Source organism: Leptospira koniambonensis, from assembly GCF_004769555.1.
GTDB classification, from domain to species: Bacteria; Spirochaetota; Leptospiria; order Leptospirales; family Leptospiraceae; genus Leptospira_B; species Leptospira_B koniambonensis.
Genome location: NZ_RQFY01000006.1, coordinates 374,523 through 388,476, shown reverse-complemented (window position 1 = coordinate 388,476; position 13,954 = coordinate 374,523). Strand labels below are relative to the sequence as shown.

The following is a 13,954-nucleotide window of genomic DNA, read 5'->3' as shown; positions in this document are numbered from 1 at the left end:
TCCACCACCGCCACCTTCACGGTTTTGGTATCCTCCGCCTTGACCACCCTGGCCTCCGCGATATCCACCACCGCCACCTTCACGGTTTTGGTATCCGCCGCCTTGGCCACCCTGGCCTCCGCGATATCCACCACCGCCGCCTTCACGGTTTTGGTATCCGCCGCCTTGATTTCCATCAGAACGATTTCCGCGGTAATTGCCGCCACCGGACTCTCCTCCTTCCCTGTTTTGGTTGGAGTAAGTCGGTCTTTGATTAGGACGAGATACTATAATATTATTGTCTTCTCTCTGGAATGGAGGTCTACCTTCTCCCAAAATATGTTCAGGAGGAGCAGATCTTGGAACCGGAGGCTCTTGGCGAGTGCTTGGTTCCGGAAAGAGAGGTTCTTTTTTAGGAGGAGTAGAACTTTTAGGAGTGCTTGGAGAGGAAGAAGCTGCAGCAGCCGGTTTACTTGGAGCTGGATCTGTAGGGGCCTCTTTCTTTGCAGAAGTAGAAGGCGTTTTTTCGTCCGGCTTCTTTTTGATAACCAGCTTCTTCTTCTTGCTTGCGTCAGCAGAAGCAGAGCCCTGGAGCTTTTCCTTGATTGATTTATTCTTTTCTTCCATATAATGTCCTGGTCAAGTACGCGATGTACTGAAAACGGGTCCTAAGCCCAACCTCTCAAATTGAGAGATTAGCTCTCCTCCACCCACTCTACTGATTCCGCCAATATCCTAAGAATTTGTGCGGCAGTAGTCTGTCCTATGCCGGAGAGTTTTGCCAAGTCGTCCTGGCTGATCTCGATCAATGTCTCGACGTTATTGATCCCTGCGCTCCTTAATAGGCCAATCAAGCGGGTAGAAAGTCCAGGTAAATCTTCTAGAGCTGTTGCTCCATCGTCTTCGTCTTCTTCGGCAACTGGTGCAGGAGGACTGAATAGTTTATCCAATCTCTCTCTTGCTTCCGGAGAAGAGAACTCTTCGTTATACTGGGCTATTGTTTTGATATCGATCCTAAATCCGGTTAACTGTGAAGCCAACTTTACATTGGAACCGTTAATTCCGATTGCAAGAGATAATTGTTCCTCTGGAACGATTACCATTGCTTCTCTACCTACGGAATCCGCCTTTACATCGTAAGGTTTTGCCGGAGAGATCGCGTTTGCGATAAACTCTGTCGGGTCCGAAGAGTATTGAACGATATCTATTCTTTCGTTTCCTAATTCCCTAACGATGGACTGGATACGAACCCCTTTCATACCAACGCAGGCTCCCACAGGATCAATATCTCCTCTGGTAGCATAAACCACTACTTTAGTACGAATGGAAGGTTGACGAGCCACGTTTACGATCTCTACGAGTCCATCGTAGATCTCTGGGATTTCCATTTCGAAAAGTTTACGAACAAAGTCAGCAGATGCTCTAGAGAGAGTGATTACTGGGATCGGTTCTCTTGGACGAAGTTCAACTTTTTGTATGATTGCTTTTAGACGATCCCCGCTATGATATTTTTCACCAGGGTTTTGCTCACGCTTAGGCATAACTCCCTCGACCTTACCAAGATCAATGGACATAGCGTCTTTTTTCCAACGTTGGAAATATCCGTGAGTCAGTTCGCCTTCTTTTGCTTTGTATTCCTGATACAGAAGTTCTTTTTCCATATCTCTCAAACGTTGGAATACCATTTGTTTTGCTTGAGATGAAATAATCCTGGAAAGCTCCATCGGCTTTTCTCTAAAATCCAGGACTTCTCCCTCAGTTGCGTTAGGATAAACTGCCTTAGCGTCTTCTAAGGAAATTTCCAAACCGTTTGCAGGTGCAGACTCCACAACTTTGCGGGATACAATTATAACTACGTTTTCTCCCTCTCCGGAGGAAGCAAATTCTACCTTGATCGGACTTTCCTCTTCTTCAAGAGTTTCGATGCCCGACTTCTTTTTGTACGCGGTAATCAAAGAGTCACGAATGACTCCCATCACGGCTTCCCTGTCTAGGGACTTGTCGGCACAAAATTGTTGGATCGCTTCCAACAGATTGACTTCGACTTCTTTTTTCTTAACTGCCATAATCAAATACTTACGTACAAATTTCCTTTCAGTATATCCTTCAATTCCAGAATGACTTCCTTTTTTTTAGAACCTTTTGTTTTCCTTTTGGAAAACAGTTCTAAAAAGATCTTGTCTTCTTTCCTATCCAGAATCTTAAAGATTCCTTCTTTATCGCCCGAACCTTCTAACTTATAGACGAGTCGGACCGGTATTCCACGGAATCTATCCAGATCCTCGGGAATCACCAGTTTTCTTTCCGCACCAGCGGAAGAAACCTTGAGAGTATAGTTCAGATCGGCTGAGATCTGCTCCAACTCTTCATTCAGTTTTCTGGAAACTTGCTCACATTCCAGAAGGCTGACGGAACCGTACGGGTGTTCGAGGTGATCCAACTCTACCTCGATCAGCGTATGGTTTGGCCTTTGGCTAACCATGAGTGCATACAGCTTGACGGGAGTGAGAAGGATTCGATCTAAGATCGTTTCGATAACTTCTTTACTGACTGTCAATGCCGGCCTTACAGAGAGTCTCTGAACCGCTTCGTTTTGCCTCAAAAAAGAGGAAAAAACAACCTACAAAAACGGATTATCTCCGAAATTTTTAGGTTTTCCCATACATTCATTGGGTGGTTCCCGATACCTATTCAAAATATTTTTGGCTACCCCTAGTGTAAAGTAAAAAATACGCTCAGTTCCGAGCCATCCTCTTGATACGAGCGAAATTGCTTGTTTTCATATACTAAAAAGAAGGATGGTAACGAAATGTCCCGGGCAAACCAAAAATACCTTCCTTTTTTCTTATGTTTTATATTGGCGATAGGCGCTTGTTCTAAATTCCGAGTAGATGATTATAATCCCTATTTATACGGAAGAGTTAAATTAGGAAAAGATTTAAAAGAATTACAAGTTAGTATAGTCAATCGGGTTCCTACAAATGTTCCAAACCAAGTTGCAGTTGCTTCCGGAGTGATTTACGTTCCTGACTTTGAACAATCATTGATCAAAGCATTCAACTCTGACGGAGATCTTAAGTTTGTGATCGGAAACTCCAAAGAAAAACAGGACAAAGTCAAAACTTATAATATTAAATTAGGAAGAATAGGACTCGTTACCGTCTCGGACGGAGATGATATATTTGTTCAGTCCAGAATTTCCAGAGAAGATGCTAAGTCAGACAAAGTAGCTGAAAACATTTATACAAAAAAATCCGGAGAATTTCGTACGGAAGCAGAAGAAGCAGTTCCTTCTGTGATCTTAAAAATAAATGATTCCGGAAAACTTTCCCAAACAATCTACGCCGATGGTGTGGGAGGTTCCATTCCATTCGGTTATGTAGAAAGAATGGAAGCGGGGAACAACGATCTATTATTCGTTTTCCATAGACAAAATGGAGTGATGAGACTTAGCATTTTTGACGAGTCCGGAAAATTAAAACAAAAGGTAGAAGGTTCCGACTTCAAAGATTCTTTGAACCAGGGAGAAGCCTACACTTGGTATGTGGATTCTTTCATCTCTCATCCAGATGGAGAATATGTGCTCGGATCCTTTAGTTTTTACGAAACCAAATCCGGAAGATTTAAAAATAGAAAGATCTTAAAATACGAACTTAAAGATAAAAGGATCACTCCGATCAAAGAGATCCAAGATCCTTCTGAAACAATATATTGGGTCCTAAACAATGATAACTTTTTCATCTGGGAAACGGAAGTAGAAGAAGGGAATTCAATCAGACTACAGGTTCACGACGAAGATGGAAATCATGTGAATAATATCCGGCTCAACTACCCTCCTCCTCGCGGACTTTGGAGAGAAACTTGGATGGATACAAATGATGAAATCTATTCCATGAAGATCAGATCCGGCTATTTAGAGATCCATAAATGGAAATAAAATGAGCCAAGCTCCTAATTTCCAGGTTTTATTTAGCGAAGAAGAAGCAAAAACCCTAGACGAGCAAACCATCCGAGATAGAAAAATTTCGGGGACCTTACTCATGGGATTCGCTGCACTTTCTATCTTCAAAACCTGGGAAGATATTTTCAAATCTGCAAAAAAAGTAATCATACTCTGCGGTTCCGGAAATAACGGAGGCGATGGATATGCCTTAGCCCAATTTTTAAGGGCGGAAGGTACGCAGGTGGAGATATATTCCAAAGAAGGAAATTTTTCCGAAGAAACAAAATATTATAAAAATCTAACAGAAGAACTAAAGATCCTAAATTTACCTTTGGAAAAATTTAAGAGCGATCTTATAAATCCAGGAGAAGTGTTGGTAGATTCTCTTTTAGGAACTGGATTTAAAAATCCATTATCTGGAGAAATTTCAAAGGCTGTTACAGAGATCCATACAACCAAAGAAAGACTAAAAAATTCTTTATTGGTTCTGAGCATTGATGCAGTTTCAGGCTATTCCCCTGACGAAAAGATACCATTCTCTACAGATATTTTGGCAGAAATTGGATCTCCAAAGATCAAGAATGTATTCTATCCCATATCTAAAGACAGAAAATCATTTCATCCAATTGGATTTTTGCGCCAAGAATCCAAAACTTCTAAATATCTTTTACCAAGAGCAAATAAAGAAGAATTAATTTCCAAACTTACCAGAGAAAAAGATTCACATAAATACAAAAACGGTTCTGCAGTATTCGTGGGTGGATCAGAAGGAATGTCTGGTGCAATTCTATCTTCTGCACTTGCGTTCCAAGAATTAGGTGGAGGAATTTCACAAATACTCACTCCTTCCGCAAACACACTCGCGAAAGTTCTGAAAAAAGATCCTTCTTTCATGATTTCCCAATTGGAAACTTCTAAAAAATCTGCTGATTATCCTTTTTTGAAAAAGGCAAGTGTTGTATGTGTCGGACCCGGACTTGTTACCAGCGATCTTCCTTCTCTAACATTTTCTAAAGAAACAACTCTGATCTTTGATGCAGGTGCACTCAAGTATTTAGATGAAAAATATATAGGCCCCCGTACAATTCTCACTCCTCATTTAGGAGAATGGTCTTCAATCACTGGTAAAAAATATATAAGCCAATATTCCGCATTAGAAGATGCGAATATTTGGGCAAAAGAGAAACAAACATACTTACTTTTAAAAGGACCGGTTTCCATTTTATTTACCCCTGAAGGAAATTCATATTTTTGGGAATTCCAAGAACCTAAACTAGCAGTAATGGGGACAGGTGATCTACTTGTAGGAATTCTAACATTCTTCTTATCCAGAGGAGAAAATATAATAGAATCAGTCAGACTTTCTCAAAGTGTTCTTCTTTATTGTGCAGAATTATGTAAAGGATATCCTACAGCAGGTAGAATTCGAAAGAAGATCAGAACATTGATCGAATCTTATAATTTTTAGCAGAAAGATTCTCTCGCCAAGTCGCTAAGATAAGAAGATATTTGTTTTAGTTTTTGCAAACCTTCATTCTCTTCTTTGCGGCTTCTCGTGAAAAAATATCATAAAATTAAGCTTCATTAAACCACTTCTCATATGAATAATTGCCACATAACAATAGTTATATGAAATTTGAATAAAGATTTCATTCTTATAACGAGCGCTATAAGATCCAAGGCGAATCAACAAAAGCCAGGAGAAAAATTTATGGGCTCGATGAAAAGAATGGCACTTGCTCTTCTTCTTTTCTTTTTTGCATGCCAAGGAAGTAAAAAGAATGATGTTAGCGGTTATCTGGGATTTGCGGTCGCACAAGCTTTAAGCGATCATTGCGCAGAGGCCACTTACAAAAGTGATGTGAATAGATACGAAGTAACTCTTAACGGAGTTCCGAGTATTGGATGTAACCAAGCGAACCAAGAAGGAAGCACTCATGCAGAATACGCTGCTATACAAAGAGCAGATTTCGTGAGAGCTAAAGCGATCACGGATGCAGTAGGATCAGGAACTGGAGAGGCCTGCGAAAAAACATCCGCGTTATTCGCCAGTTGGATACAAGCAATAGATGATCAGAATTGGGACGCATTACCTGATGTGGACTCACCGGACGAATTCACCGCAAGAATGGCGAATACTAGATTCTATCCGATTACTAGTTTTCTTACAGAAAGCCAAACATTTCTTACGAATGGTTTAGGAGCAGGTGATCCGTTTGCCGGAGATGCTTGGGTCGTCATAGATGCACCTTTAGGTTTTGGAGGACCGGTCAAAGCAACTGTTTATAGCCAGGCTCATATTAATGCCTCCACAGTAGCAGATCTTGAGCTTTACCAAAACGGTGATCTAACTGCACATCTATTAGCAATGGGTAATGCATTTAGTCCGTTAGTTGGAGGAGGAGTGGAAAATCCTTGTGTCCAAGCAGTATTTGTTCTGATCAAACAAAAATACCCGGGAGCATTCGGCGCAATTAGAAGAAATTCTCAAACAGGGAATATACTCACTGTGAGCGCTGCTTACCAAGATCCGACCGTTTTTGATACCAGCTTAAGCGTGAATCCTTTTATGTATCTAGGCTATTGTGAATATGGCACAGATGCGGAAGCGACCCATTTATGTGCTACCTTAAACGATAGATTTGCTGAATAAGTTACTCAGTCTTAAATTTGATCTTGCGATGAGTTCCATCACAATAGGGTTTATTAGAAGAACCACCACAACGACAGAGGTAAGTTTCGGTGGTTCTATTTGTTACCTTTCCTGTCCCAGAACAAATTTCTAAATTTCCACTCACCTTCAATGGACCGTTTTTAGTAGGATCAATATTTAGAATTCCATTTCGAACAGGCAAAGCCTTAGATTCTTGGACCTGCGGTTCTCCGGTTGCGGTAAATCCAATACTTACATGGGTCGCATCACAAAACGGTTTATGTGTAGAAGCTCCACATCTACAAAGTGTAAGCCTATATTGTTTTTCTTCACCTTCTAACTCAATATCCGCATGGATCGCAAGAGGCCCATTCTCTCTCACTCTCAAAACATTTACAGGAGGAGCTTTTTCTTTAAAAGAAGGATCATTCGATTCAAAGCGGATCGCACCAGAAGGACAATTCAAAGCCAAAGATTTAATTTCTTCTACACTTGCTTTGTCAGGATAGATCCATTCTCCTTCTACATTCGGAACGAATACATCTGGTCTACTCAACACACAATTTCTGGAATGAATACACTTCTTGCCATCGAAAAGAATGGTGGCATCTTTTCCTTTTACGATTTCCATGTTATTTGCCTCGGGCCTTAAAGTATGCACGATTTTTAAAATCAATGCAACCAAATGATTTAGGAACATACTTGGATCAAAAAATTCGATCAATCCATTTACAGTGGAATGCTTGCAATCTTTTCTAAGAGAAAGTAATGTATGGAAAAAGGGCCTAGGAAAATCTATAATGAGTAAAGGTTACCATTCCCGCTCTCCGGAAGAATTCCAGGATTTCCTCCGTAAGAGCAAGGACTCAGGCAAATCAAATAACCGTTCCAAATTGATCCTGTTTTTTGATGTTATACTATTACTGTTTATCTTCTCTGTAGTGGCTAAACTTTTGAATCCTCTCGCCTTTTCAGGTCAGACTGAGTCCAAGGAAATTTCCTCTCATTTAGTGAGCTATCGCCTTTCTTCCAGCAAAGAAAATTCTAAGGATTTTCCGATCTTCTTTCTTTTTTTGAAAAATAAAGGAAACGAAAATTTGTCTTTTCCAAATGTAGAAGATAAGATCAAAGTTTTTATAAAAAGTGGAGATCTAAATTGTTTGGAGGATTCTTGGACTCTGGCTTCTAAAAATTTAGAACCAGGAAGTACAAATTTTTTCAGGTATGAAATTTCTTCAAAACTTCTTTCGAATCTTCCTCCTGAATGTAAAACTCAGGAAAAATCAATTTTAAATAATATTACCAATGTTTTCCAAGGCGGAAAAAAAAGATCATTTCATGCTGAAATTCTAAGAAAAGACGAAAACATTTCTTTAGAAATTCCTAATTTTTGAGATATTATGAACGAAGAGATCCAAGCATTAAACAAGATAGTCGCAATCGTAGACGAAAAAGCTTCCTTATTCAAAAAGGATTGGAGTCATATGCCTAAGATCAGGGCTATAACTGAGAAAAAACTGATCTTAGATCTGATTGAAAATGCTCTACAATTAGCGAAAAATATTCGCCCAGCACCGAATGATCTTTTGGGCGATTTGCAGAAACTAAAGGCTGAGTTTTCCAGACTTCCACTTTGATAAATATCGTGTTGGAATTCCTACAAAGGCATTCTTTCAGTTATAATTTTTCATAACCTTCTTCCATTTCTTTTCCGTATCTTCCAGATAATCTTCGATTTCTGTGTAGGATCTTTTTCCATCCAGATAATCCAGAAGAAATTGATCTCCCACCAAAAGTTGGATCGCAGGAAGATCTGATCTGAATTCATAAGGTCCTTGTAGGAATTCAAACTTGTCCGGATAAAATTCTCTCAATGTGCGAATAAGCAATAATCCGAATAATAAGCTATGGAATTTTTTAGGTTTATCTAATAAGATTTGATAACCTCCACAAACTTTTCCTGCATATTTATGAAAGGTTGGAATAAACTTTAACGGCCTGAGTCTAAAAATTCCTTTCTGTTTCTCTTGTAATTTTTCCAGAAGAGATTTGTCCAGATCATTGATATATGGCGCACCGAATGTTTCGAATGGTCGAGTAGTTCCTCTTCCTTCTGAAAGATTTGTTCCTTCTAAAAGACAAAGTCCGGCATATACGTAACATGTTGTTTGAGCAGGAATATTAGGAGAAGGCGGGACCCACAAAAATTCAGAGCTCTTTTTTGGATATAGATCCAATCTATAAAGCTCCAGATCCAAATTAAATTTGTCTTTATAATATTCTAAAAGTCCCGCTGCAGAGAGGCCATGTCGGTGCAGTGTACCTTCTACCCCAACGAATGATGAAAACTTTTTTTCTAAGGGAGATCCTTCTAACTTAGAGCCTGCTGGATTTTTTGCATTGGATACTAATATGCGAGGTCTTGGTTTTCCTTTTTTGGCTAATCGATCCGCGGCTTGCATCGCATATAAAGCGGTAGTCAAGAATGTATAATAACGAGCGCCTACATCTCTGATGTCTATAACCAGAGTGTCCAGGTCGGATAGAATATCTTCCGCGGGAGCGAGACTTTCTTCGTTGTCTCCATATAAATTCAGAACTTGAGTTTCTCCCAAATCGTAGATAAGTCCGCTTCCTGAGACCTGGTCTTGTAGCTCTGCAAAAAGTCCATGTTCAGGCAAAAATAGTTTTTTAAGTCCGTATTCTTTTTGGATGGTTCGGAAATGATAGTCACCTTTCCAACCGTATGCGCTCTGATTGGTAAGCATTCCGATGGATTTTGCGTTGGAGAGGATTTTACTTTTTTTCATTTTCTAAAGAGGTTATTTCCCGGAAACTGCAGGAGTCAAGCAGGACTATAGGCAGCTTAGCTTTGGAAATCTTTTGCCTTACCCACAAGGCCCTTTTTAGAGAATCCTTTAAAAAAGAGTTTCCATTCTTAGGGAAGGATAGTTTTCTTCTTAATTTGCCCCAACAGCGATCGTATGGCATTAGATACAAGCGTACCAAATCAAAAAGTAACAATCAAAGCCGGGACGGTTTTATTTCCGGAAGGAAGCGCCGCAAATTCTCTCAACGTATTACATAGCGGAGCCTTACGCTATTTAGTAGAAGCTCCCGGTGGCAGAAAATTGGAGTTATTCAAAATTTCAGGAGCTAATTTAACTCCTGGCGCATCCGCACTTTTCGGCAGCGGCCGTTATCCTTTTACGATTGTCGCAGAACAAGACTGTGTGCTCTCCACTTATGTTATGTCCCCGTCTACTGTGGGTCGTTCTCTCGCGGCCAGAAGTTCTTTAGGGATTATGGTGGGTCGTTCTCTTTTAAGAGAAATTACTGAATCTTTCAAAAAAGTAAACCAACTCAGAAAGATCGCTTCTGATATGGGAAAGACAAACGATAATCTTTCTCTTCTGTATTATCAATTCAATCCAAGTGTTTTTCCGGATATCAAACCTGGGCAACCAATTGCAGATCCAAGTTCAGAAATCGTGGATCCAGTCTTACGACTGGCTCGTGAGAATTTAAAACATTATTTCGATAACGGCGGGATCCTTCCGGAAAGACCGACCGCAAATTACGTAGAAGAAGATCATTCTCAACTTTTGGTTAAATATTACCCAGAAGAAATAGAATTCCAAGATGGAGAATTCAATTTTGTTCGTAAGGTAATCTTAGCAGATCCAAATCTTCTCGCTCAATTATTCGCTCCTGATCCAAGTATGGTTTCCTATGTCTGCGACAAACTCGGAAGAGTTCAGAACAATATTACGGAAAACGCAAAAAGTATATTAGAAGAATTAGATGAAAACTTCTCTCTTCTATTAGGCGGCGTAGAAAGTCTTACTGAAAAATACTTCCTGATCCTGGACATGGCGGCAAACGGATACGCGACTGCACCTCCAGAGTTCGTGGTTCCTATCTTACAAGTGGTTTCTCAAAAGATAGAAAGAGCACTCGCGGGACATCAAGCAATTTTTGGATCAGCGATCCCAGGCCCTTCTCCCAATATTAAACCGTTTTTGGAAAAGACAGCAGGTCTTGCTAAAAAATTCGAAGCTTCTAATCCTACAGCAAAAGCTGCATCGAATGGAAGCGGAATTTCTGTGGATGGTTCCGCAGACGCGACAGCAATTCGAAAAGAATTGGCGAATTCTGCATCTACGATCATCCAATTTTCCGGCATGGGTGGGGACCCAATCAAAGAGTTTTCCGCTATGATGGTAAAACTCAAATCATTAAAGAACCCATTAGATTCAGATAACGATACTCGTAAATTAAGAAGATCCATTACAAAAACCTACTTCGACATTTACGCTGCCTGCTTCCAAAAATACGTTAACTCAAATAAGAATGTCCCTAAACCAGTAGACCTAATGCTGAAATACGGTTTCTTTGATGAAACAATGTTGGACGATTCTCAGTTAGTGTTCATGTCCACATTCAAGGACGCGATCACTTCCGTTTCTGATATTCCAATTCATTATGGAACAGAATGGTTGGAAAAAATTTATAAAAGAGAATGCCCTACTTCTCTCGACGAGCTCGGTCAGAACTTCTTTGACAAGGTCAAGATGGACAACCGAAACGCAGTTTTCAAAAAAGAATCCGATCTTCCTCCAGATATAGATAATCCGGAAGCAAGATTAAAGTTCGAATTTGGTGCGATGTATGAGGCAAACGTTCGACTCACTACAGGTTCCTTGGCGACTTATCTTCCGATCTTAACCAAATACCATTCTCAGATCCCTCTTGGTAAGGCATATGTTACCAAAAAAATGCTCACTGATACCATCCACGATATCATGGCAGTGGACTTCTCAGTCTTCAATAGAGAGGTGATCTATAATAACCCTGAGATGGGGATCAATAAGGAATTTATCCAAAGAGCCATCATTCCTGATTTCGTAATTGTTCCTTCTATAGGCAGCAAGATCATGATGTGGCAGGAACTTTCTATCCACAGAGGTTCCGGTTCTAAAGAAAGTAGAGGTAGGATCGTTCTCCCTATTTTTGTGCAAGGAGATCTTAAATCTCTATTGATAGATGCATTTGCAGCGTTCCGTTGGGAACTTTGTAAAACAATCTTAGGACCTGAATGGAATAACGTAGGAAATCCATCCATCACTGCTGATTATATGGACTATGTTCAGTTCTATAAAAAGAACAAAGACCTTTCTATAGAGATCAAAGAAAAGTTAGCAGCTGAATTTAAACGTTTCCGGAACGAAAGAGATATTTTTGCAAACGATTACCAGCTTTGGATCAAGTACGAAGCAGAAGGTGTGCAAAGATTAAACCGAGTCGTCCGAGGAATTTTCTATCGTCATATTCCTTTCGCAAGAACGATCCGAGAGAAGGTTTCCAAAATGCCTGCTTTCGGTGAAATCAATAACAGATTTGTTAATATTCGAACTCGTAAATTTACAGAGTTGGAAAACAGATACAAAAAATATATAAACACGTTAGGAAGTCTTCCGGATCAGCTTCGGGAGAATATGGAATTCTATCGAGTATAATAATTGCTGGGCGACTCCTCGCTTTGCGAGGACCGAGCTGCTACGGGCTCGGGCATTCGCCCTCGTCACTTCGTGATTAACACCCTTCGCATCCCTGTCGCGTTTAAACTCTATATACCTAATTACGATTTCATATAATTATATTACGATTCATCAACAATCCAAAGTTTCTATTTCATAATTGGAATTAAGTCTGGAATAGACGATCCAATACAATTTTTCAATTTGGACAACGAATTGGAAAATCGAATGAGTCGAAAAATTAAAGTCTTATTAGTCTTTGTATCTTGCTCTCTTATCTTTTTATTTATAGATCGTTTCTTATTCCAAAGTTTACTCTTTTCAGTTCCGAATGAGATGGAATGGGATACTTCTCCTTGGTATAATTTTTTAAGAAAAAGAAAAGAGATCCGCTTTTCCGAAAAAGAGAATGGAATTCTACTTTTAGGAAGTAGTATCGCTCTATATTCAATATTACCCAACGTATTTTCAAATAAGGTAAACCAAACTGTCCCAGATGCGAAGAAGATCAGAACAGAATTCTATTCCCATCCCTCTCTCACTCCTTCCGACTTCTATTATTATAAGGAAGACATTGTATCTAAAAAACCAAAGGTAGTCGTTTATCTGATCAATCCTGCAGACTTCCAATTAGAATTTCTTAAAGAAACTACTAAAGGAATTGAATACGATGAAAAAGGATTTTTCGAAGAATCAGTAAGGATCAGACACCAGAACAGATTATTATATCCAGATCTTTTTTTAGAAGATCATTGGAAAGAAATCTACGACTTAGATAAATTCCAGCTGGAATCATTTGTATCTAAATTGATCTCTTATGGAGTTCGATACAGAAGTTTCTTTTATGATCCGATGATGGCATGGTATATGCATCGTTTTAGATGGGGGCGTTCTTATCATTATTATACAGGAGTTATCCCAAAAGAAGGAATTTATCTTAGAGGTTGGGCAAAACCTGAATTTGAGATAGATTGTGAAATTTCAGGAAACAAATGGAAAGATAGTATATTTATCCAAAACCCTGAAACAAATCTGAAAATATTCAAAACATCTCCCAAAGAAGAACTCTTATTCGATAAAACTTACAAGAAAAAGGGTTGGTATTATCTAGGCTTAACCTTTTCCGAAAAATTAGAAACACTAAAACTCAAATTCAAATCAGACAAACCAACATCTTCTTCGGAAGTGGATCCCAGAATCTTTGGAACAAAAGAAACTTACGGCATTCGTCTCTCTCAAAACTTCTGCAGGTCAAAGTTTAGAGAAAATATATCTTATATTCGGATACCAGGCTTAGATGATTCTAGATTAGAATCTATGTCTTCTGACCAATATGATAAAGATTATGATCTACGAATTTACAGAGAGAAAGATGAAGAAAATGTTTTGAACAGATTCAAAAAGATCAAGAACGCTAAAGTTTTACTTTCTAAACAGAAATCCTTCGTTTCTTGGTCTCAAATGAAATATCTAAACGAAGGGATCCGTTATCTATCAGAAAGGAATATTCCGGTTTTACTTATTAATTCTCCTGAAAATCCTCAGGAAAAATTAGTTTATTCAAATAGCCCATGGTATTTCGGATACGTAAAATTTTTAGAAAAGATATCAGAAACAAAGTATGGATTTTTAGATGCGAGTGATCTATTTGATCGCAAGCAACAGTTTATGGATCCTCACCATCTGACGTATTCTTCGTCAGTAAAAGCCAGCCAAAAATTTGCAGATTGGTTTATCAGTCATTACAGATCAGGATTTTTCCATAAACCTTAGATACAAATTGTTTCATCGTTCTGTAATTATACTGCGTTCTTTTTGAAATCAAAAAGAAGTAAAGAT

At 39.1% G+C, this 13,954-nt stretch carries 11 protein-coding genes and 1 pseudogene; 7 read left to right on the top strand and 5 right to left on the bottom strand.

Annotated elements, in window-relative coordinates:
• From EHQ52_RS15255 to rimP, 3 genes and pseudogenes are all read right to left on the bottom strand, one after another.
• Positions 1–606, bottom strand: a pseudogene (locus EHQ52_RS15255) (translation initiation factor IF-2); the annotation flags it as partial.
• Between the two features lie 68 nt (positions 607–674).
• Positions 675–2,045 (bottom strand): transcription termination factor NusA, encoded by a 1,371-nt coding sequence (gene nusA / locus EHQ52_RS15250; RefSeq protein WP_135616033.1) that lies wholly within the window; start codon positions 2,043–2,045, stop codon positions 675–677.
• Positions 2,046–2,047: 2 nt separating this feature from the next.
• Positions 2,048–2,473 carry a ribosome maturation factor RimP gene (gene rimP, locus EHQ52_RS15245; protein WP_244244922.1) on the bottom strand — a complete coding sequence of 142 codons (426 nt, stop codon included), beginning with the start codon at positions 2,471–2,473 and terminating at the stop codon, positions 2,048–2,050.
• Between the two features lie 315 nt (positions 2,474–2,788).
• On the opposite strand from rimP, the gene EHQ52_RS15240 reads away from it, so the two are divergent.
• From EHQ52_RS15240 to EHQ52_RS15230, 3 genes are all read left to right on the top strand, one after another.
• A complete protein-coding gene (locus EHQ52_RS15240; protein ID WP_135616031.1) occupies positions 2,789–3,916 on the top strand; it encodes an LIC_12708 family protein in 1,128 nt (375 codons plus the stop codon).
• 1 nt (position 3,917) lies between these two features.
• Positions 3,918–5,390, top strand: a complete 1,473-nt coding sequence (locus tag EHQ52_RS15235; protein ID WP_135616030.1) for a bifunctional ADP-dependent NAD(P)H-hydrate dehydratase/NAD(P)H-hydrate epimerase — start codon at positions 3,918–3,920, stop codon at positions 5,388–5,390.
• 243 nt (positions 5,391–5,633) lie between these two features.
• A complete protein-coding gene (locus EHQ52_RS15230) occupies positions 5,634–6,575 on the top strand; it encodes a hypothetical protein (RefSeq protein ID WP_135616029.1) in 942 nt (313 codons plus the stop codon).
• A 1-nt stretch (position 6,576) separates the two neighbouring features.
• Here EHQ52_RS15230 and EHQ52_RS15225 read toward each other — a convergent pair whose 3' ends face one another.
• Positions 6,577–7,206 carry a CDGSH iron-sulfur domain-containing protein gene (locus tag EHQ52_RS15225; protein WP_135616028.1) on the bottom strand — a complete coding sequence of 210 codons (630 nt, stop codon included), beginning with the start codon at positions 7,204–7,206 and terminating at the stop codon, positions 6,577–6,579.
• A 169-nt stretch (positions 7,207–7,375) separates the two neighbouring features.
• On the opposite strand from EHQ52_RS15225, the gene EHQ52_RS15220 reads away from it, so the two are divergent.
• Positions 7,376–7,969 carry a hypothetical protein gene (locus EHQ52_RS15220; protein ID WP_135616027.1) on the top strand — a complete coding sequence of 198 codons (594 nt, stop codon included), beginning with the start codon at positions 7,376–7,378 and terminating at the stop codon, positions 7,967–7,969.
• A gap of 6 nt (positions 7,970–7,975) precedes the next feature.
• Entirely contained in the window at positions 7,976–8,212 is a 237-nt protein-coding gene (locus tag EHQ52_RS15215; protein WP_100709420.1) for a hypothetical protein, read from the top strand.
• Positions 8,213–8,248: 36 nt separating this feature from the next.
• On the opposite strand, the gene EHQ52_RS15210 is transcribed toward EHQ52_RS15215, so the two are convergent.
• Positions 8,249–9,385, bottom strand: a complete 1,137-nt coding sequence (locus EHQ52_RS15210; RefSeq protein WP_135616026.1) for a DUF1343 domain-containing protein — start codon at positions 9,383–9,385, stop codon at positions 8,249–8,251.
• A 174-nt stretch (positions 9,386–9,559) separates the two neighbouring features.
• Here EHQ52_RS15210 and EHQ52_RS15205 point away from each other — a divergent pair, with 174 nt between their 5' ends.
• Together EHQ52_RS15205 and EHQ52_RS15200 are read left to right on the top strand one after the other, a co-directional pair.
• On the top strand, positions 9,560–12,094 hold the full coding sequence (locus EHQ52_RS15205) for a Crp/Fnr family transcriptional regulator (protein WP_135616025.1): 2,535 nt from the start codon (positions 9,560–9,562) through the stop codon (positions 12,092–12,094).
• A gap of 249 nt (positions 12,095–12,343) precedes the next feature.
• Positions 12,344–13,888 (top strand): hypothetical protein, encoded by a 1,545-nt coding sequence (locus EHQ52_RS15200; RefSeq protein ID WP_135616024.1) that lies wholly within the window; start codon positions 12,344–12,346, stop codon positions 13,886–13,888.
• The last annotated feature ends 66 nt before the right edge of the window (positions 13,889–13,954 follow it).